The sequence below is a fragment of the Halomicronema hongdechloris C2206 genome, from assembly GCF_002075285.3.
In the GTDB taxonomy this organism is placed as follows: Bacteria; Cyanobacteriota; Cyanobacteriia; order Phormidesmidales; family Phormidesmidaceae; genus Halomicronema_B; species Halomicronema_B hongdechloris.
In genome coordinates this window covers 3,118,868-3,138,438 of record NZ_CP021983.2, presented here as the reverse complement: position 1 = coordinate 3,138,438, position 19,571 = coordinate 3,118,868, and the positions used below count along the sequence as shown (strand labels likewise).

17 protein-coding genes and 1 pseudogene are annotated in these 19,571 nt (G+C 54.6%); 10 read left to right on the top strand and 8 right to left on the bottom strand.

Features of this window, described 5'->3' with window-relative positions:
* Positions 1 to 449: 449 nt before the first annotated feature.
* A complete protein-coding gene (locus XM38_RS14290; protein ID WP_080807794.1) occupies positions 450 to 653 on the bottom strand; it encodes a hypothetical protein in 204 nt (67 codons plus the stop codon).
* A gap of 251 nt (positions 654 to 904) precedes the next feature.
* On the opposite strand from XM38_RS14290, the gene XM38_RS14285 reads away from it, so the two are divergent.
* Entirely contained in the window at positions 905 to 1,810 is a 906-nt protein-coding gene (locus tag XM38_RS14285) for a tetratricopeptide repeat protein (protein ID WP_088430216.1), read from the top strand.
* A 27-nt stretch (positions 1,811 to 1,837) separates the two neighbouring features.
* On the opposite strand, the pseudogene cobJ reads toward XM38_RS14285, so the two are convergent.
* Both cobJ and corA read right to left on the bottom strand, forming a co-directional pair.
* Positions 1,838 to 3,711, bottom strand: a pseudogene (cobJ, locus tag XM38_RS29020) (precorrin-3B C(17)-methyltransferase).
* A gap of 205 nt (positions 3,712 to 3,916) precedes the next feature.
* Positions 3,917 to 5,071: a magnesium/cobalt transporter CorA gene (corA, locus tag XM38_RS14275; protein WP_088430214.1), complete on the bottom strand. Its 1,155-nt coding sequence runs from the start codon at positions 5,069 to 5,071 to the stop codon at positions 3,917 to 3,919.
* 282 nt (positions 5,072 to 5,353) lie between these two features.
* Between corA and XM38_RS14270 the strand changes: the two genes are divergently transcribed.
* The 8 genes from XM38_RS14270 to XM38_RS14230 all read left to right on the top strand — a co-directional run bounded on the left by XM38_RS14270 (position 5,354) and on the right by XM38_RS14230 (position 14,423).
* Positions 5,354 to 6,547: a virulence factor gene (locus XM38_RS14270; protein WP_088430212.1), complete on the top strand. Its 1,194-nt coding sequence runs from the start codon at positions 5,354 to 5,356 to the stop codon at positions 6,545 to 6,547.
* Positions 6,548 to 7,019: 472 nt separating this feature from the next.
* On the top strand, positions 7,020 to 10,889 hold the full coding sequence (locus tag XM38_RS14260; RefSeq protein WP_088430210.1) for a HEAT repeat domain-containing protein: 3,870 nt from the start codon (positions 7,020 to 7,022) through the stop codon (positions 10,887 to 10,889).
* Between the two features lie 27 nt (positions 10,890 to 10,916).
* Positions 10,917 to 11,174 (top strand): ribbon-helix-helix domain-containing protein, encoded by a 258-nt coding sequence (locus tag XM38_RS14255; RefSeq protein ID WP_080807813.1) that lies wholly within the window; start codon positions 10,917 to 10,919, stop codon positions 11,172 to 11,174.
* Positions 11,167 to 11,421: a type II toxin-antitoxin system RelE/ParE family toxin gene (locus tag XM38_RS14250; RefSeq protein ID WP_202978895.1), complete on the top strand. Its 255-nt coding sequence runs from the start codon at positions 11,167 to 11,169 to the stop codon at positions 11,419 to 11,421. The genes XM38_RS14255 and XM38_RS14250 overlap by 8 nt, the downstream gene beginning before the upstream one ends.
* 63 nt (positions 11,422 to 11,484) lie before the next feature.
* The gene (locus XM38_RS14245) at positions 11,485 to 11,895 is read left to right on the top strand and encodes a hypothetical protein (protein WP_080807815.1); all 411 of its coding nucleotides are present in this window, start codon (positions 11,485 to 11,487) and stop codon (positions 11,893 to 11,895) included.
* Positions 11,896 to 12,011: 116 nt separating this feature from the next.
* Entirely contained in the window at positions 12,012 to 12,965 is a 954-nt protein-coding gene (locus tag XM38_RS14240) for a class I SAM-dependent methyltransferase (RefSeq protein ID WP_088430208.1), read from the top strand.
* A gap of 309 nt (positions 12,966 to 13,274) precedes the next feature.
* On the top strand, positions 13,275 to 13,787 hold the full coding sequence (fldA, locus tag XM38_RS14235; protein ID WP_080807822.1) for a flavodoxin FldA: 513 nt from the start codon (positions 13,275 to 13,277) through the stop codon (positions 13,785 to 13,787).
* Between the two features lie 36 nt (positions 13,788 to 13,823).
* A complete protein-coding gene (locus tag XM38_RS14230) occupies positions 13,824 to 14,423 on the top strand; it encodes a Crp/Fnr family transcriptional regulator (protein WP_080807825.1) in 600 nt (199 codons plus the stop codon).
* Here the strand turns inward: XM38_RS14230 and XM38_RS14225 are convergent.
* Positions 14,391 to 15,950 (bottom strand): glycoside hydrolase family 1 protein, encoded by a 1,560-nt coding sequence (locus tag XM38_RS14225; protein WP_080807828.1) that lies wholly within the window; start codon positions 15,948 to 15,950, stop codon positions 14,391 to 14,393. The two genes, XM38_RS14230 and XM38_RS14225, sit on opposite strands and share 33 nt — an antisense overlap.
* A 12-nt stretch (positions 15,951 to 15,962) precedes the next feature.
* Entirely contained in the window at positions 15,963 to 17,135 is a 1,173-nt protein-coding gene (locus XM38_RS14220; protein ID WP_187329413.1) for an MGDG synthase family glycosyltransferase, read from the bottom strand.
* A 276-nt stretch (positions 17,136 to 17,411) separates the two neighbouring features.
* Here XM38_RS14220 and XM38_RS14215 point away from each other — a divergent pair, with 276 nt between their 5' ends.
* The gene (locus tag XM38_RS14215) at positions 17,412 to 17,753 is read left to right on the top strand and encodes a hypothetical protein (protein ID WP_137455127.1); all 342 of its coding nucleotides are present in this window, start codon (positions 17,412 to 17,414) and stop codon (positions 17,751 to 17,753) included.
* 147 nt (positions 17,754 to 17,900) lie between these two features.
* Here XM38_RS14215 and XM38_RS14210 read toward each other — a convergent pair whose 3' ends face one another.
* The 3 genes from XM38_RS14210 to XM38_RS14200 all read right to left on the bottom strand — a co-directional run bounded on the left by XM38_RS14210 (position 17,901) and on the right by XM38_RS14200 (position 19,559).
* Positions 17,901 to 18,242 carry a hypothetical protein gene (locus tag XM38_RS14210; RefSeq protein ID WP_080807833.1) on the bottom strand — a complete coding sequence of 114 codons (342 nt, stop codon included), beginning with the start codon at positions 18,240 to 18,242 and terminating at the stop codon, positions 17,901 to 17,903.
* A gap of 242 nt (positions 18,243 to 18,484) precedes the next feature.
* Positions 18,485 to 18,856: a hypothetical protein gene (locus tag XM38_RS14205; protein ID WP_080807836.1), complete on the bottom strand. Its 372-nt coding sequence runs from the start codon at positions 18,854 to 18,856 to the stop codon at positions 18,485 to 18,487.
* 214 nt (positions 18,857 to 19,070) lie between these two features.
* Positions 19,071 to 19,559 (bottom strand): GNAT family N-acetyltransferase, encoded by a 489-nt coding sequence (locus tag XM38_RS14200; protein ID WP_080807839.1) that lies wholly within the window; start codon positions 19,557 to 19,559, stop codon positions 19,071 to 19,073.
* Between the last annotated feature and the right edge of the window lie 12 nt (positions 19,560 to 19,571).

The following is a 19,571-nucleotide window of genomic DNA, read 5'->3' as shown; positions in this document are numbered from 1 at the left end:
ATGGCATGCCTTTGGATAATGATTCCAGAAGCGTCATCAGACCCAGCCAACAGTAGACTGAGCACTCTGCAAGCTGCGAGCGCTTGGCATTGACCAAAGAAACCATCACCCTGATGTAGAAAATCGACGAAGCGATTCCATTCTATCCTGGCCTATTGAGTGATAATGAAACTGTCGCCAGCATTTTGATGGGACCGCCGCCGCCATTTGTGGCAAGATTCGCGCCGAGTTCAAAACCAAGGGCACCCCGATTGGGGCTTATGACCTGCAAATCGCCGTGATCGCCAACGCCCCTACTACCTGCTCCAAAGCAACCCCATCAAAGGCGCGGATCGACCTCGACAGCGCTAACGTCCACACAGTGTTAATAGTTAGGCCCCCTGACCACAGGGCCAGGGGGCAAGGTGTGAAATCATACAGCGGTTATCGCAAAGCGACTGAGTCAGCCTTTAGTCTTTGTCTAGGTTTTCCCGGCGAAGTTTATCCCAGTCCACCTTCAGTTCCAGATGTTCGGTACGTAGGGTATCGAGGGAATTTTGGTCTTTGTCTAGGTTCTCTCGCCGCAGTTTATCCCAATCTACAGCGGCGGCTGCAGGAGCTAAGGCCGCTGTGGCTAAGGCCGCTGTCAGTAGAGCGTAAACGAGGCGTTTCATAGAAGACGCTCCTTTCTTAAGCTTATCGTCTGTTACTAATATTACAAAATTTCTTAAGAGGCCTCTGATACGATAATGAGTTACTCCTGAGAAGTGTCTGAGAATTCTGAAAATCCGTTACAAACGTTTAGAGTTAAACGGCATGCCAACTTCCAGGTCCTGGTTACAATCGGCCTATCGACTGACTAGTGGGGCATTGGTGCTGGCAGTGCTAAGGTAAGGGGCGACTGAACGGATGGGGGCATGGGGCAATGGTTAAGCAAGGCGCTATCCCTAAGGGAGTCATCATTGGTGTCCTCGGTATCATCTTGGCGGGATGGGCCGACTTTCCCCAGTTGACGCAGCCGCTGTGGGCTCAGGATCAGACTCCGGCAGGGAATTCCTCGGCGGCTGAGGCCGAATTGGACCGGGGCCTGCAACTGATCAAACAAGGGCAGGTTGAGGCAGCTATTGCAGCCTTTCGGCAGGCGGCGCAGCTGGATGCTACTCTGGCCCCAGCCCACTATAATTTGGGACTGGCCTATCGGCAGCAGGGGCAACTGCAAGCGGCGGCAGATGCCTTTTGGCAGGCGATTCAGGCCGATCCGCAATTGGCGATGGCCTATGCCAATTTGGGGGCAGCTCTGATCGAGGGCAATAATCTGGAGCAAGCCACCGATTATTTGGAACGGGCCATTGAGATTCAACCAGACCTGGGCATTGCCCATTACAATCTGGGTTTGGTGCATCGAGTCCGGGGCAATCCGGAGGCTGCGATCGCATCCTTGCAACGGGCCATCCAGAGCAATCCAAATGCCCCGGAGCCGTCTTACCATGTGGGGTTGATTTATCTAAACCAGGGACAACCCGGGGAAGCCGAGGTCGCCTTCCGGCGAGCCCTGAGTCTTCAGGAGCAATATCCCGAAGCCCACTACAACCTTGGAGTCGCCCTCTTTAACCAGGGCCAGCTACAGGCAGCCCTCGATAGCTTTCGCCAGGCCACAGACCTACGCCCCACCTATGCCAATGCCTACTACAGCGCTGGGCTGACCTTCATCCGCCTGCAGCAGTACGAGGATGCCCGCACCGTATTAGACTACGCCCGCACTCTCTACCTCACCCAGAACAATGCTCCCTGGGCCAGGCCGAGCTCAAAGCCAGCTGCAGCGACTTGCTGAGCTGGAGGCGTCAATTGAATACGGCGATCAGAGATAGCCCCGGGGGGTGATCATCCAGCCTTGGTGTAGGCGACTGGTGCGGTTGCCAATCAAGACCACCGTCACCATGTCGATGGGATGCCCCAACAGCTGATCCAGGGTGGTGCAGATAACCGTTTCCTGCGGTCGATAGGCGGCCCGCACGATGGCCACCGGGGTATTGCCGGGGCGGTGGGCCAGAAAAATTCGATGGGCCAGGGCCAGGGGCTCGGTGCGTCGCTGGGACTGGGGATTGTACAGGGCCACCACAAAGTCGGCTGTTGCCGCCGCCGTAAGCCGTTGCTCGATCACCGCTAAGGGAGTGAGTAAATCGCTGAGGCTGATGGCGCAAAAGTCGTGCATTAACGGCGCCCCCACCCGAGCCGCCGCCGCTTGCAGGGCGGTGATGCCAGGGTAAACAGCCACAGCTGGGGTCTGACCATCCCAATCGCTGAGTGCTAGGTGCTCCAGCACCAACCCGGCCATGCCATAGATGCCACAGTCCCCGGAGGAGACCACTGCCACCGATAGGCCCCAGCGAGCTAATTCAATGGCGCGCCGTGCCCGTTGTCGCTCTTGGCTAATGGGCAGGGCTTCCACGATCTGCCCCGGTCGCAGCAGCGGCCGAATTAAATCCACATAGAGGCCATAGCCGATGACCACATCGGCCCGGGTAATGGCCCCCTTGGCAGCTGGGGTGAGCTGATCTAAGCTGCCAGGTCCAGTGCCCACTAGGGCCAGGTGCCCCTCTCGCCCGGTATACTCACGCGAGGCTTGGGCAATGGCGAGGGTAACTGCCCCCGATACTCCTGGCTGCCGCCGCACCTGCTTGGGCACCAGCAAGGGAGGAGTTGTCGCTTGTGCGCTCGACGCTTGGGCCGCCGCCAGAGCCGCCGCTTCTGCCACGCTGGGAGTGCCCACCGCCTGCGCCACCACTGCTGAGGGATGGGGCACCTGTATGGTGCTGAGATGGGCTGAAGAAAATAGCTGCAGGGGCCAGTGATGGTCTTGGCAGAGGGCCACCAGCCCCGGTTCATCGGCCTTGAGCTCGAGGCTGGCGAGACCTGCGATCGCATCTACCGCCAGGCCATAGTGCCCACAGATCTGCTCGATGGCCTGGGCGATTAAGGCCTGGGCCGTGCCCCGTTCGCAACCGACCCCCACCCACAACACCCGCGGATGCCACTGACCTTGGGGCAGGCCTTCCCCGGGGGACATCTGCCGTTGCCGAGGACTGATCCATACCCGAGCCTGGGGTGCAGCCGAGGAACTATCTGTATCTGGCCACTGAAACGGATGGTCTGCAGGCAGATGCTGCTGCCACAGCGCCGTGCCCGCCTCCTGCACGATGGCCACCGGCTGGCCCTGGGCAATGGTCGCACTGACCCCGTCCAATCGCCCTGGCCCCGTCGCCAGCCAAAGGGATGCCCCAGCACATCGATGCCCGGTAAGGTTTGATGGTTAGCGGCGCCAGTCAGTACCGGCGTGGCCTGCAGATATTGGGCCACCTCTCGGGCTAGCCCATCGGCTCCCCCTTGATGCCCACCGCAGAGGCTGATGACAAACTTCCCAGCGGCATCCACCACCACCACTGCCGGGTCGGTGGCCTTGTCTTGCAATAGGGGGGCAATCAACCGCACCACTGCCCCAGTGGCCAATCCGAAGATAAACCCGGGGCGCTCTGGCCACAGGGACGCTAAGATCTGCCGCAACGGTCCCTGGTAAGCCCGCAGGACTACCCCGCCAGGGTGCTGCACTGAAGCGGTTAATTTCGCCGGGAACCAAAGTTCTGCCTGGACTGCAACACAGACCGGTAGCAGGGTATTGAGGGCAGTGGGAGTCGTTGCTAGGGCAACTAAAGGCCGAGAAGCAGTCACAGCGATTCACCAAGCACAGGCCTACCAGCATAGCGGCTCAGCCGACCCCGCTGAGAGGATATTTGGCAAGTACCCTGCAACCTTGCTCCAGACTGGATTCTGGCCAACAGAGTCATAAGCTCTAAAACCCTTGCCCTGCAAGGCTTTCAGCCGAGTTTTCAAATGTCCTCTGACGGATAGTTAGCATCGACGGCAAACGCGAAGGTGATAATTACCCAGACGGCTTGGCAGACGAGTCTGCCGGTGAAAAGTTCTCGAACCAGCCGCGGCGCCAGAAGAAGGCCACCAGCCCCGAGGCTACCGCCAGCATCAGCAGCCAGACGGCGGGATAGCCCCAGTACCAGTTCAACTCCGGCATGTTGAGGGGAGACACCGTCGGGTTGAAGTTCATGCCGTAGATACCGGCGATGAAGGTGAGGGGAATGAAGATGGTGGAAATCACCGTCAGGGTCTTCATCACCTCGTTCATGCGATTGCTGACTGCCGAGAGGTAGACATCCATCAGGCTGGAGGCCAGCTCCCGATAGGTTTCTAGCATGTCTAATACCTGCACCACGTGCTCATAGCAATCCCGCAGGTAGATCTTGACGTCCGTCGATATCAGGGGATTGTCTTTATGCAGCAGGGCTGCGATCGCATCCCGGTGGGGCCAGACCGAGCGCCGTAGGGACAACAGTTCTCGCTTGATCTGATGGATCTCCGCCAGCGTCTTGGTGTGTGGGGCATCGGTCACCTTGGTCTCCAGGGCTTCCAGGCGTTCCCCATACAGCTCTAACACCGGGAAATAGCCATCGATAATGGCATCCAGCAGGGCATAGAACAGGTAATCGGCCTGGCGTTGGCGCAGAGATCCCTTACGGTAACGGATGCGAGCGCGAATGGGATCGAAGCAGTCATACCGGGGCTCTTCTTGCACCGTCAGCAGATAATTAGGCCCCAGCACAAAACTGACCTGCTCCTGCAGAAACCGCTCCTGGTCCGGCACCACCATCACCATGTGGGTCACCACCACCAGTTGATCCTCATGGTCCTCTACCTTGGGGCGCTGCGGCACATTGACCACATCCTCCAGGATCATGGGATGCAACTCAAACACCTGAGCGATGCGACGCCAGATCGATTCATCCCCCAACCCCTGAATATCGATCCACGACACCGAGCGAGTATCCAGATAGGGAGAGCAATCTTCCGGCGCCTCTATCACCTGTCGCACAGCCGTTTTGGCGTTGTAATCAATCAATACAATCTGCGGTGGCGGGGCATCGGCGCGGATTTGCAAGGTTCCCGGTGGGCTGCCGGGCTGGTCGTAGGCATAGTCGACATAGCTATGCTCTGGGCTCGGTGACGGGGGATGGGCATTGGCCATAACGCATCAATAGTCCATAAGCGGTCAGCAGCTTCAGCATAAAACTACGGCTGCCATTCCCTATGGCTCCAGGGGCAATCCCAGCAGCATGCTGCCCGAACAGACATACACCCTAAATTCAGGGTCAGCCATGACACTCTCCTTACCTCTTATTGGGAGTGAGTGGCAGAATAACAGAATAAGGGAGCACATCAATTGTGTGTCTCTCGTTGAGATCTACGGCAGTCTGCTAAACCAGCTACTCACTGTAGGCATCGCTGAAATCTGTACACCGCCTAGACTATGCGATTGCTTTCTATCGAAACCACCCCTAGCCCTAACTGCATCAAGCTCAATCTAGATGAGACCATTAGCGACAAAGCACTGACCTTCCAGAAAGGTAACCCCTCGCCCAATACCCCTGAATGGGTTCAGCAACTGCTGGCAATTGAGGCGATTCAGTCTGTCTTCGTGGTCAAAGATTTCGTTACCCTCACTCGCCAAGGCAGATCAGATTGGCAACCGATTCTCGCCAAGGCGGCGGCTTTAATTGGTGTAGCAGACCATGCTGATTCGAAGCTGCTCACGCAGCTATCCCAGCCGCTGCATCCCACTGAGGATAATTCGAGTGCGCCCTCGTCTAGCTCAAATTTGGGCCAACTCGATGTAGCCGTTCAGGTATTTCGGGGCATTCCAGTGCAAGTACGTGCGATCGCAGCTGACGGGCAGCAGGCCCGCGTTGCCCTACCCGACCGTTTCGCTCAGGCGCTACAGCGAACCATTAGTGCGACTGGGGCTGACTATGTGATAGAGCGACGCTGGGAGCCTTATCAAGCGCCAGCGGGGGACCCCCACCTTGTGGCCCAGATGGTGGCCGATGAAATCGATAGTTTGCTTGACTCCCAAGCACTGACCCAGCTTGAAGCCGTGGCGGTTGAAGATCGTTCCGATGCCCCCCCTGCTGACAAAACGGACCAACAGCAAGCCCTCATCGCTGAGTTAAACCACCCCGACTGGAAACGTCGACTTAAGGCACTGCAGCAGCTAGACGTGACTGCCGAGACTGTATCGGCAGTGGTGGCCGTACTCGATGATGACAAAAGCACAATCCGGCGTTGGGCCGCAGCGCTACTCGGGGCCAGTGCCCTGACGACTGCGGTTGCCCCCCTCTGTCGTCTCGCCCGGCAAGATCCCTCACCCATCGTCCGCCGGACTGCAGGTGATGCCCTGAGCGATATTGGCGATCCTAGTCCTAGCGCCATGGCCACCATGATTGCAGCCCTGAGCGATCCCTCTGAGCTAGTACGCTGGCGCGCTGCCCGGTTCTTAAACGAAATTGGCGATCACTCGGCAGTTGAATCGCTCCGTCGGGCGCTTGAGCAGGAATCTAAATTTGATGTCAAGGTCGAGATGATGACAGCCTTAGAGCGGATCGAGGCTGGGGCAAACACCCAGATGCCGATGTGGATGCGGCTGACCCAGGCAGGAGAGCCCTGATAGGCGCAGCAGCCAGCGCGCTGTGTAATCAGGAGATCATTGCCCGCTGCCAGCAACTCAGTTGCTTTTTGGATATTCCAGCACTCCGCTCTTTGATGTTTGGCATTGGCAGTCTAGGAACATTTACGTTGTTTGTGATCAGCTGTCGGGCTGTCCTGATGTGAGTAAGCTTGCGATCGCATCTGTGGCGACAATTTCACCCAAGCTCAGTCCCAAAAATAAAATTGGTGGGCAAGTTGAGATTTTTGTGCATTGCTGAGGCCACCGGCAAGGTGCTTGCCCACCCTACCCACTACTATAGCCAGATCAATGAATTCTCAGAGGTGTTTGTGCCTGTCCCTACCCACGGACAGTGACGATACCACCACACACTGGGGAGATAAGGCCAGAGAGAATGGGATGATGCCATGACCCTGGGCATGGGTGTAGGCCACAATGGGAAAAATTCCCTTGGCCTAGGCTAGGCAACACCATGTCAGGTGATTCTGAGCTGCGATCGCATCTGTTTCGACAATTATCCGCCCTACCCCAGCCCCAGTTCGAGGAGTTCCTGGTGGCGCTGAACCTGCCCCCTGGCATCATTAGTGGGCCATCGGCCCCCCAGGGCAACCGCGTGGCGGATCTGCTCAATTGGGCCACCGGCTCCACCGGCTGCGGCTTAGACCCATTGACTGATCTGCTGGAGCAGCGGTTTGCGCCGAAGGCGATCCAGCGTTCAGATCATATTGATTTTGAGCCCTATTTGCAGTCTATCCGTAATCACGAAGACTATCGCGAGCGGCAAGAGGTCTACACTCGTACGACGGTTGCAGGCCGCAAGCAAGTGCCACGACCCAAGTTTTCACCGCTCCTAAAGCTGCGGGTAGAGACCGTTAAGCCCCAGGAAGATCGAGAAGGCAGAGATCGGGTAGAGACCGTTAAGCCCCAGGAAGATCGAGAAGGCAGAGATGTAGAGAGAATAGAGAACAGGGAACAGGTTGAACAGTGGGATGTGCTGGCGGGACTACGCAACTATGCGGCGGAGCATGTGCTGCTGATTGGCAAACCGGGTTCGGGGAAATCGACATCGCTGGAACGGCTGCTGTGGGAAGAGGCCAGCAACGCATTGCAGAATCCTGCTGCAAAAATCCCGGTGCTGGTGAAGCTGCGCCGCTGTACTTCCACCCTTGAGCATCTGATTCAAGACTATTTCAGTGGTCATGAGCTGCCGCTGGAGATTGCCGAGATTGAGCGCTTGTTACGGCAGGGCAGGCTGCTGCTGTTGCTGGATGGCTTGAACGAACTCCCAGAAGACTACCGAACAGAGGTGACCAATTTTCGCGATCGCAACCGCGCCACCACCCCGATGATTGTCTCCACCCGCGACCTAAGCGTGGGCGGCACCCTGGGCATCACCAAAACCCTGAAGATGTTGCCCCTGACGGCACCGCAAATGCAGGCGTTTGTGCGGGGCTATTTACGTGAGGAAGGCGATCGCCTGTTTCAGCAACTGCAAGGAGACCGGCTGCGGAAGTTTGCCGAAACGCCCCTGCTACTGTGGATGCTCTGTCGGGTGTTTGCCCAGAACGGCGAGGTGCCCGCCAATTTGGGGTTGGCGTTTCGCGAGTTTACTCAGCTGTATGACCAAGGAACTGAGGAGCATCAGGCGATTCAGGAAGATGCCCCGGTTGATTCCAGAAAGCAGTGGCCCAAACTACTGCGCCATCTGGCCTTTGCCCTGATGCATGACCAAGACCCGGTTGAGTTTCGCCTGTCCATGCCTCGGGAAGAGGCGGAGGCGGTGTTGGCGGACTGCTTGCAGCAAGAGGGTAGAGCCAATGCCCGAGCCTGTGCCGAACGCTGGCTGCAAGACCTGCTGGACTATCACCTGCTGCAGCCGGTGAAACAGCCCACCCTTGAAGAACACATCGAGTTTCGCCACCAACTGATTCAGGAATATTACGCCGCGGAACAGTTGCTGCGGCTGCTGCCAGAGCTAAGCGACGATCGACTGAAGCGAGACTACCTCAATCTGTTGAAGTGGACCGAACCCGTGGCCCTGATGCTGGCCCTGGTGAATGAGGAGGAACAGGCGCTGCGGGTTGTGAAACTGGCGATCGATGATGTGGATTTGATGCTGGGAGCGAAATTGGCGGGAGAGGTGAAACCAAGTTTTCAAGAGCAAACTGTTCAGCTAATCACCGGATGTAAAGAGAATCCTTTACAGCTCAAAGTAAAACTTTTGGATAAAGCTCGCTCAGCATCGGCGATTCCTGCATTGAAGAAGATTCTTGAAGAGGGAGACGATCATTTTATTAACCAATCATGGTTAGAGAAGTTACCTATCCTTCGAAAAAAATGCCGGAACAGAAATACTCCAATAGAGGAAAATCTCTCGAAACAAAGGTTGGAGCGAAATATTATCCGAGCACTAGCAAACACCTCATCGGAGGAAGCTATTAAGATACTGGCTAAGTATAGCACTATCTCATTAGGAAAACTGGGTAGCTCACTAGCTATTCCTCATCTTCTGAAGTTATCACAAAGAAAACATGAAATTCATACTCGCCGAGAGGCGGCAACTGCCTTGTTAATGCTCAATGCCGAAATAGGGGTTCCGAGTCTAATTGATTTCTTGGAAGATTATGATAAAGATATATTTGATGGACTCGATGATTTGGATTTGATATGGGGAACCAACGCTAGCATATCAAATTTAATAAGACCGTTGGACATAGAGAATCATGTTTCAAAATTCTTGAATTTACTTAAAAGCCAGAATTTTTCTGCTCGTTTTAATGCAGCTCAAATATTAGCGATTTTTGATAAACAGGAGGCAATCCCAGTTTTAAGTGAATTCATCACTAATGCTGATCCAGATAGTTATGGATGGAATTATGCTAAAAAGCGACGTAGTATATTGTTTGAATTGGCAAGTTTGGGTTGCAAAGAAATAATTCCAGAATTATTTCGAGACGTTAAAGAATCTATCCATTCCGATTCCAATCTTGAAGAATCTGAGTTTGGATTCACTAAAGTTTCTTTAGATTCGTCTAAGGAAATTTTTTATTCATTGGAAAAATTGAAATCCGATCCAGGATTGAAGTCCGCAATAGTTTTGGTCCACTACTTGAGGAGTGAAAAAACTATTTCTGGCTTGATCCACCTTAGCAAGCATGAAGATGCTATTGTTAGAATTCGCGCAGTTTTGGCCCTGGGATACCTGGATTCTGGGGAATCTATTTCAGCTTTAAGTCAGGCATTAAATGATTCGCAAGATGAAGTCGTAAAAGCCGCAGCTAATTCTCTGGCTCGACTAGGTACTAATAATGCTGTCCAAGAGCTTAAAAAATCAATCGAGTCAGGGTTAAGAATAACAGACAAGCATAGAGCTTGTTTAGTTATTAGCTCATTGAGCAAGTTAGATCCTGTGCATGCTATCCCCATCCTTAAAACAATATTTTTAGATGCTTTAGAACGTCAAGAAATTAAAGTTCAAGCTTGTGTTACATACACTTTGGATAAATTTAACAGTGAGGGAGCTATTCCATTGCTACAGAGAGCGATAAAAAGCCAATACCCAGATGTTCGTAAATTTGCCGCTTTCGGATTAGGTAATCTAGGTTGTGAAGAGGCTTTTTCAGAGCTGCTTATAACACTGAAAGAGCGAGACTGGTCTTTGCGAGAGATGGCTGCCAATGCACTTGTCAAACTCACAAGTCAGGTAAAAAACGATAAGATAATTCCTGCTTTGGTTAAAGCAGTCAAAGATAGCAGGAAAAATAAAAACACTTCCCTGTATAGAGATTCCATCCAGGCGTTAGATAACTTAGATTGCGAAAAAGCACTTTTAAAACTTAGATATATTCTTGCAAAAGAAATAGATCCGTATCGTCGTATTAAAGCCACTGAAGTTTTAGGAGATTTAAGTATCAAATTAGATAGCAGATCAGACATCAAAAGGGCTACTGAAGCACTATTGGATGAACTAAGGCAAGGCTTAAAAATGAGAAGAAATCCCTATGCTGGGATATATGAGCATACAGATAGATACAGAAAATGTTGTGATGCCCTTAAGAAAGTCGGGTTTCCTATAGCTATTGCCGAGCTTTGGCGAATCTGTCAGCGAATGGATAACATTAGTCTTATTTCTACTATCGCCGCTATCCAAAACCGCTGCAAGTTCTACAACTACGAAATCTGGCAGGAGGCAATTCAAACTGCAAAATTAGAAATTCAAAATGAAGGTCAGATAGCTCCTGGCCAAACGACATATGTTTTCCCCAATGCTACAGAGGCCAAAACTTCGGGCGGGTTGATCGCTACTATGAGCATCCCCCAGACCCCAATCCATAGCCGATAAAATCGCCGTCCTTCCCCTGAGAAAACCATGACAACTTTCACTGTCTCCCTTCCTGAAGCCCTAACTGCTTACCTGCAAGCTCGCATCGACTCTGGTGAATTCAGTACGGCAGATGCCTACATCCAGGCTCTAATTCAGCAAGATAAAGCCCGCCAGGAACATCTCGAACCGCTTCTCCTTGAAGGACTAGAATCGGGCGAGGCAACCCCGATGACCGCTGCCGACTGGGAAACCATTCGCTCGAACGTACGCAAGAATCAGAGCGATCAATCTCAGCATGGCTAATCTAATCAAACGCCCCGTTGTTATTCAAGATCTAATTGACCATGCTACATACATCAGTCGAGATAATCTTGATGCGGGAGATCGCTTTATCTATGCCGCCGAGGCTACTTTCCAACGCATTGCCGAGTTACCTGCAATTGGAAAATTGAGCGGTTTCACAACGCCAAAACTCGCTCAAGTGCGTCAATATCCCATCAAAGGCTTCAACAAACATATCATTCTATCAAATACACCCCGAAGCCGTTGAGATTATTCGAGTCCTCCACGGGGCTCAAAATCTGGAATTCATTTTGGAACAGGAGCCGGAGCCATGACTGAGAGTTCGAAATACCATTTTCCCAAAGCCGAAAAAGTGCAAATTTTTGAGCAAGTTGAAACCTACATCGAGACTCAAAATAACCATCCGAGTGACCCAAAGGTTAAACAGGCGATCGCTGACCTGCAAGCGCTACTCACCCAGCTTCAGGCTCGGCATCCCAGCGTCACCACCGAAACTGAAGCCCTGGCCATCATCGATGCTGAGTTCACCGACATCCAACAGTCGCCCCATCATCGCCTCACAACGCTGCGCCAGCAACTCCTCAATCCCGAACGTCATGCCCAGGCGCTCAAAGCCACTGTTGGAGAAGTCGCCAAGCATTATCTAGAAGAGACCGTTTTGGCAAAGGCGGCCATCACCTACCTCGATAAACTGAGTGAATCTCCTGACTACGGAGCATAAGATTCCTGACTAGCACCGCTGACACCATTTTGCTATGGATAGCCTATTCCTCTCTCCGCTTAACCGACTGGCCAACGCTATAGAATAGGCTTCGGGATAGATACTGTGCAGATGCCATGGTCGCCAAACTCAAACCAGACTGGGCCGGAGAAGATTTACTAGCACGCCTGGTCAATGGGCTGATCCAGACCAAGCCCCTCTACGCCGTCATGAAGCGGCAAGCCCGCCGGGTCTTAATCAAGACGGCGGAGCAGAAAGGGGTGCCCTGGCGGCAGACCTGTGAGCAATTGGCGGCAATCGATACAGAGTCCCTGCTGAGTCAGGTGAGCAATCCCACCGTCACCTATCCCGACTATTATCAGGTGCCGTTCCATGCCTATGACCAAGGCAATCTCTGCTGGCAAGCCGCCTATGAAGCGGCCCCAGCCACCTATGCCATGGCCCTGCGAGTCTGGCCCAAAGAATCCTTGACCTGGCAAGCCGCCCAGGCCCGACTGCGGGGTAGTTTCCATCAGGTGTTAGCAGAGCATGGCCCTGAAGCTGTCCAGGATATCTTGGATATCGGCTGCTCCGTGGGCATCTCCACCGTGACCTTGCATCGCTTCTACCAAGGGCGTCAGTCTCAGCCGGTACGCACGGTGGGCCTAGATTTATCTCCCTATATGCTGGCGGTGGCCAAGTTGCAGGATCAGCAGCAGGACATCGCCCAGTGGTTGCACGCCCCCGCCGAGGCCACCGGGTTGCCAGATAACGCCTTTGATTTGATCACCCTGCAGTTTGTGGTCCATGAACTGCCCCGGCAGGCCACCCAGGCCATTTTTAAGGAGGTGCTGCGATTGTTGCGTCCCCAGGGAGCCCTGGCCCTAGTGGATAATAATCCCCGCTCTCCGGTAATTCAAAACCTGCCGCCGGTGCTATTTACCCTGATGAAAAGCACCGAACCCTGGAGCGATGATTACTACACCTTCGATCTAGAGAGGGCCTTGAGCCAGATTGGATTTGATCCGCCTGTCACTGTTGCCAGCGACCCCCGCCATCGCACCATCGTGGCGCGTAAGCCTACTGCTTAGGTCGGCATCGGAGCAGCTGTTGTTGGCTAGGGATGGGAATTCTTTTGGCTATCTATAAAAGAGAATTATTCTCGATAGTATTGACTTCTTGGTCATACCTGGAGATACTTTCCTCAGGGCTTATTGATTTTATATCTCAATAAGCTTAACCCTTTGTCTACCTGCCTATGGCTGGCCCTGGTGATTTACTGTCCACTGTGCTGCAGAAGTTGAGCTGGCTTTAGTGTCGCTAGGTTGCTGCGTGGTCCTAGGCAGGTGGCGGAGGATTGATGGATCTCAAGGGAAAGACCCTAATCAGGAAACATTATTATGGCAACCATTGGACTCTTTTATGGATCGACTACAGGTAAGACAGCGGATGCTGCCGAGCAAATTCAGGCAGCCTTGGGCGGTGAGGCGGTCGTGGCCTTACATGACATTGCCGATGGAGACGAGGACCAGATGGCGGAATATGACTGTCTGATCATTGGTTGCCCTACTTGGGATATTGGTGAGCTACAAAGTGACTGGGATGGGGCGTTTCCAGAGCTTGATGACATGGACTTCAGTGGCAAGACCGTGGCCTATTTTGGCACCGGTGACCAGGTGGGCTATGCCGATAATTTCATGGATGCCATCGGCATCTTGGAAGAGAAAATTACGGCTCTGGGGGGCAAGACAGTGGGGTATTGGCCTGCCGATGATTATGACTTCAATGAGTCCAGAGCGTTGCGGCATGGCAAGTTCTGTGGGTTGGCCTTGGATGAAGACAACGAATCTGACAAGACGGCTAAGCGTATCCAAGCCTGGACAGCCCAGCTCAAGCAAGAGTTAGGGCTATAGATAGGCGGTAGGTATTCGTCGTCAGGAGAAAATGCCATGGCTAGGCCTGCAACTGTCTTGGATACTGCGCCTCAGATGTTCAAGCGCTCGGCTCGGATTCCAGTTCGAGGGTCTCATTGGTGGCGCATTCACGCTGGGGTGGTGAGGACCATTACCTGGAACTATGAAGGAGCGGTGGTGCCTTTGGGGTTTTGGGGCCAGGGCAGTATTGTTGGGGCCGCCGTGGCCTTGGTCGACCATTACGACATTCAGTGTTTAACGCCGGTGATGGCGGTGCCGTTGGATTCCCAGTATCAACTCACTGCCCGCGTCTCGGCGGCTCACCTACAACAGGCTCAACAGCTTTTGTATATTCTCCATAGTCGGCGGGTCGACTGTCGCTTGATGCAGTTTCTCCAGTGGTTGGGGATGAATTTGGGCTATCCCGTCGGTCAGGGATGGCGATTGCCCTTTCGTCCCACCCACCAGGAAATCGCCGAAACGATTGGTAGCACTCGGGTGACTATCACGCGACTACTGCATCAATTAGTGGAAGAGGAACAATTGGTGTGGTCTAAGCAGCCTCATATCTTGCCGGTTAACTGTGACAGGCAGCTGATTCAGCTACAGGGTCGAATGACGTCCCTCGGAGGCTGAGAAGGAGGCTGAGGCCTCTGGGGGGACTGCGGCCTGAATCAGACGGGCATAGGTCTCAGAGGGGCAATCCTGCAGGTGGTCGGTGGGCTGTCGTTGGGGACTGTGGCTGAAGTCGATGGCAAACAGGCCAAACCGGGGGGTGTAGGAGCCCCATTCGTAGTTATCGGTGAGGGACCAGTGGAAGTAGCCCAGCAGGGGCACCTGGTCTTGCCGGAGCTGATGCACTTGCTGCAGGTGGGCCTGGAGGAATTCACTGCGCTGCAGTTGGTCGGAACGGGGCGGGGCCACCTGGTTATCTGTGGTGCGGCGCAGGGCCATGCCATTTTCGGCAATCAGCAGCGGTAGATGAAAGTCATCGGTGTAGGCTCTGACGAAGAAGCTCAGCCCTTCCGGCAGGCAACGCCAGTCCCACCATTTGCTGGTGATGCCACTCATGAGCCAACTACGCAGATCGTTAATGCTGGATTCCACGTCTGAGAAGGTGGGCCAGCGGAGGCTGTGGGCGAAGAAGGGATCATAATAGTCGATGGCCAGGAAGTCGACCACCTGGTCCCGGGGGGAGGCCTGCAGGGTGTCTAGGACTCCGGCCACCTGCTCGGCGTTAAACAGGCGATGGCCGATGGCGTTGGCCACCCAGCGGACACCCTGACCGATGCGATAGGCTAAGTCTTGCGTAAAGGGCAGATCGGCCTTGTCCAGGGTGGTTTCCCACTCAGTGGCTTGCTGGTGGATGTAGGGCTCTATCTGGGTGGCTGGAATCTGCCGCGATCGCATCATCATCAAGTCCCACAGCACCTTCTCCGACCAGTAGAGATCGCTGCAGTAGGTGTTGAAGGTCACCTGAGGGGTGGGCCAGTCTGCGGCCTCGTAGAGATCGTGGATCAGGTTATAGGCGCGGATATGGGCCGACAGCAGATGGGTATAGGCGGTCAGGGCTGCCGCGACGCCCCAACGGTGGCCGGGAAATTCCCCCTTCAAGTAGGTATTGGCCACCAGGATATTGGGCTCGTTGATGGTGATATACCAGCGGATGGGGGGCTGTTGGTAGCGCTCCTGCAGTTGCTGGTTGATGGTGGTGACTGCGGCCCGAACATAGGCCAGGTAGGCGTCTACGGTCTGGGGTTGCAGCCAGGCGTCGGTGCCCAGCCAGGCGGGATGGGTGAAGTGTTGCAGGGTGACCAAAGGTTCTAGGCCATGGTGGCGACAGGCGGCGATGCGATCGCAATACGCGGCCAAGGCCTGCCGATCCAACGGCGGCGGCGAGGTATCCCCCAGGTGAGTGCTGGGCTGCACCCGGGCCCACTCGATGCTGAGGCGAAAGGCATTCAGGCCCATCTGACGGCAACGCTGAAAATCGGCCTGATAGCGATGCCAGAAATCGGCGGCGCCGCCGGTGGTGGCCACCCGTCCCTGCTGTTCCCACGCGGCCCAATTGTTGTAGGGCTGTTGAGGGCCGTTATAGCCCCCTTCGTGCTGATAGCCTGAGGTAGAGACGCCCCAGAGAAAGGGACTGGAAACATCTGCCATGGTGGTGGATGATTACGAGTTGTTTGCTGGAGCCAGGGAGGCCAACCGCTGCCGATCTTGCTGCCAGTGCTCGATAATATGGCGGGCAATGGCCAGGGCCGCCTCGGGACGGCCCAAACTGAGGGCGGCCTCGCTCATGTCGGCCAGGCGCTCTGGATGGCTGAGCAGATGCCCCACAGCCGGGGCAACCATCTCCAGCAATCGCAGCTGCACCCCCGCTCCGGAGGCCGCAATCACATCGGCATTCTGTTCTTCCTGACCGGGGATGGGATCCACCAGAATCATCGGCGTGCCCCGGGCCAGAATTTCGCTGGTAATGAGCCCCCCGGCCTTGGTGATGACCAGATCACTGGCCACGATCAGATCGTCAATGTAATCGATCATACCGAGCTTACGCAGGCTGACGGTATCGTGGCTGCTGAGATCGGCGATGGCGTCCAGCAGATCCTGATTGCGACCGGCCGCCACCACCAACACATCCAGGCAGGCATACTCCAATAAGTCTGAAACCACTTCATGGACGCGCTTCGGGGACAACCCACCCCCCATCAGGGTGACGACCCGGCTGTCTGGGGGCAGTTCCAGCTGCGATCGCACCGTCGCCTTATGCTTCTGTTCCATGATTTCCAGGCGAATCGGAATCCCGGTTACATGCAGCAGGGCTGGATCGACCCCCCGCTGGACCAGAAAATTCCGGCCCAGATCATTGGGCAGAAAATAGCCACTGACGCCGTAGTTGATCCAAGTACTGTGGGCAATGGCATCGGTGATTACCACATACTGAGGCCGCCGCACCGTATCTTGTTTCTCGACTAGCTGCAGTAGACGACTGGGAATTTGCTGCACGCATACCACCACATCTGGATTAGCCGCTTGGACTAAATTCTCCAGCTTGCGAAAAAAAGGCCGCTCCAACTTAGCCCAGGTCAAATTGCTGTCCAGAGATTTTTCTAGATCCTCCACATCGCTGCCTTCGTAATAGGCCTTGTAGAGTTGGGGCAAGCGCTCACTCAGCTGCTCATAGGCCTCCCGCACTACCCGTCGATAGACCGGACTGGCATGCTCTAAGGCATCTTCGCTGCGCACCGTCATCTGGGGGAAGCGGGCGAAGGCTTCCTGTAACGCTTTCGAGGCACTAATGTGGCCCGACCCCAACGACGAATGCAAGATCAATACGTTAGTCACAGCACTCTGACCACCCATGGATTCAATTTACATCGTAACGGCTGAGATGCCCCTCTGATGCCCTAGACACAACAGTTGCCTCGATCCAGACAGTGCGAATTGACGGAGTCAGCCAAGATACTTTCTGGCCGATGATAGAGGACTTTGATATCGTCTTCGTTTACCATAGAATTAAGTATATGGAAGATACGCGACAATTTTATTCTCTTAGGTATGCCTAACGAAACACTTCGTCCTCGCTCTCGGCGACTCCATCAAGTTCTCAGCAGTAGCATTTTGACAACCCTGGCTATCGTAGCGGTAGCCATTGCCGATCCCCAAGTGCCCTACTCAGCGGATCTCAATCTCTCCTCCCAAGCTAGTTCCCTGAAACTACCGGCATTCCAAATGTCCAACTGGGGCTCAACCACTGACAATCAACTCCCTAGCCCTGTTGTGAAACAACCGCTAGGCCAAACTCAGATATTAAGGACCATCCCTTCTCTGTTAGAGGCCAAGTTTATTGCTGCAGGAACAGCAGTTACCGAGGAAACCGCGGCGGACTCCCAAGCTGAGCCCATGGCCGTAAAACTCAACGAGATGTCAAGCACTGCTTGGCCGTCCTTGCAAACAGACTAATGAGTCGATAGTTCCACACACAGCCCATGAAACAGCATCCCCCTACGCCTGCATCAGTCAGGCGTAGGGGGATGACTACGATGATCACAATGGCGATGCCGGTGCCCTAGCCGTTCCTATGGCGGCTAGATACCGGGCCAAGGCCTATTACCACCAGACCCGCTCGCCGTCCTCTGTGGTGCGAGCCTGACGAATCACATCGGAAATGGCCTCGGCATCCCGGACATGGTGAAGAGCCTGACGGCTGCCGTCGGGATTATCCACGATGAAATAGGTGGGAATGACCACGGCCTCGGCGGTGATGTCCGGGGTGTTAATGGCCACCTGCTGCGCCTTTTCTTCTAGAGACAGGGACTCATCCACCCGATCTCCAGGATTCACGGTGGGATTCTCTGTTTCCAGAATGCGGCGATGGGTTTGCTTTTGCTCTGGAGACAGCATTTCGGGTGACGTCGGTTGTCGAATTGGTGTTGTCTCTGGCTGTGCCATAGAGTAACCCTCCTGTTGATGTCGCCATTTAAATTCTATGAAAGGAATACAATGACCCACATCGCTCAGAAGAGGCATTTCGCCACCGCCCTAAAGCGCGAGATGGTGACTGTATGACCTTCGCCTCTAGCCACAGGCAGAGGTCAAAAGGACGAATTGCCCCTGACTACGCTAGGGTCTGAATCACCCCAGTTGTCCTAACCAAACCACGGATTGCCATGGGACTGAAATCATTCCCTCGACTAAAAGCCTTCCGTGGAGTCTACCCAGACGGCACAGCCTTCTGGATGGGAGCAATTGGGCATGGTTAATTCCACATAGAAATAGCCGGAGTAGGGAGCATAGACGATGGGCTCAGCATCTAGAGCGTCATCACCAGTGATGAGATTGCCATCGATGTCGTAGAGAAACAGATCGAGGTCGTAGCAATCTTGATCACACCAGCCGAAGATGGCTTCTCCGTCTAGGAAGTAGCCCTCGACAAGGGTGGCTTCTCCGTCGTACAGCCACAGCTCTCGGCTCTGGGCCTGAGCATCAGTCACTAATCCAATGGTCATAGCGGCCGTCAGGCCTGCGATCGCACCCCACATCCGCACCGGATTTGCCGTTGTCATGATCAGTCACCTATGAGGTAGGGGAAGTGAAGGTATTAATGATCACCTTCTAAATTCCGTATACAAGCGCTGCGATCGCAAATACGGACGGCGGTAACATATCGCTATACTTTAGCCTGTGCCATGGGGAGCGCTTTGTCAGTCAAACCATCGGCGCTGCCTCCAATATCAAAAGAGTTAATTCAGCTTACCTTGATCCTTAGTAAAGCTATTGTCAGGAGATCTCAGCAGTAGGGCTGGGCAGCGAAGGCGGGTAGACCATGATGGTCAGGGGCAGGCCCCAGCGCCAGGCTAGATAGGATAGGGCAAATTTACGGCGCAGGGCCGCGGGCAGCTGGGACCACTGGGCCGGAACGAAGCCGCGGTGCTGGTAAAAGCGAGCCAGCCGCTGCCCCAAACATTCTAGAAATAGCGGCAAGTGAGCCTGGGCAATCAAGTGATCGCTCAAGAGGGAGCCTAACCCTTGTCCCCGCCAGGGCCGGGCCACCACCAGGCTGCCCAGTTCCTGGGCACCGGGGAACTCCCGCAACTGGCCACAGGCGATAATCTGCTCCCCGGTGTCGATCACCCAGAACTGGGACCAGCGAATCTGGGTGGGATCTAGAAAGGCCCCCAATACCAAACGCCGCAGCGCCCACTGATCGGCGGCCTGGGCTGGCCGCAGTCGACAGTTGGGGGGGAGTTGGGGAGCCGGTGCTGCCATGGCACGGGAAGA

Bases quoted from the DNA above. Each gene is read 5' to 3' on its own strand.
- XM38_RS14290 (WP_080807794.1), bottom strand. From the start codon at position 653: ATGAAACGCCTCGTTTACGCTCTACTGACAGCGGCCTTAGCCACAGCG.
- XM38_RS14285 (WP_088430216.1), top strand. From the start codon at position 905: ATGGTTAAGCAAGGCGCTATCCCTAAGGGAGTCATCATTGGTGTCCTC.
- corA (WP_088430214.1), bottom strand. From the start codon at position 5,071: ATGGCCAATGCCCATCCCCCGTCACCGAGCCCAGAGCATAGCTATGTC.
- XM38_RS14270 (WP_088430212.1), top strand. From the start codon at position 5,354: ATGCGATTGCTTTCTATCGAAACCACCCCTAGCCCTAACTGCATCAAG.
- XM38_RS14260 (WP_088430210.1), top strand. From the start codon at position 7,020: ATGTCAGGTGATTCTGAGCTGCGATCGCATCTGTTTCGACAATTATCC.
- XM38_RS14255 (WP_080807813.1), top strand. From the start codon at position 10,917: ATGACAACTTTCACTGTCTCCCTTCCTGAAGCCCTAACTGCTTACCTG.
- XM38_RS14250 (WP_202978895.1), top strand. From the start codon at position 11,167: ATGGCTAATCTAATCAAACGCCCCGTTGTTATTCAAGATCTAATTGAC.
- XM38_RS14245 (WP_080807815.1), top strand. From the start codon at position 11,485: ATGACTGAGAGTTCGAAATACCATTTTCCCAAAGCCGAAAAAGTGCAA.
- XM38_RS14240 (WP_088430208.1), top strand. From the start codon at position 12,012: ATGGTCGCCAAACTCAAACCAGACTGGGCCGGAGAAGATTTACTAGCA.
- fldA (WP_080807822.1), top strand. From the start codon at position 13,275: ATGGCAACCATTGGACTCTTTTATGGATCGACTACAGGTAAGACAGCG.
- XM38_RS14230 (WP_080807825.1), top strand. From the start codon at position 13,824: ATGGCTAGGCCTGCAACTGTCTTGGATACTGCGCCTCAGATGTTCAAG.
- XM38_RS14225 (WP_080807828.1), bottom strand. From the start codon at position 15,950: ATGGCAGATGTTTCCAGTCCCTTTCTCTGGGGCGTCTCTACCTCAGGC.
- XM38_RS14210 (WP_080807833.1), bottom strand. From the start codon at position 18,242: ATGGCACAGCCAGAGACAACACCAATTCGACAACCGACGTCACCCGAA.
- XM38_RS14205 (WP_080807836.1), bottom strand. From the start codon at position 18,856: ATGACAACGGCAAATCCGGTGCGGATGTGGGGTGCGATCGCAGGCCTG.
- XM38_RS14200 (WP_080807839.1), bottom strand. From the start codon at position 19,559: ATGGCAGCACCGGCTCCCCAACTCCCCCCCAACTGTCGACTGCGGCCA.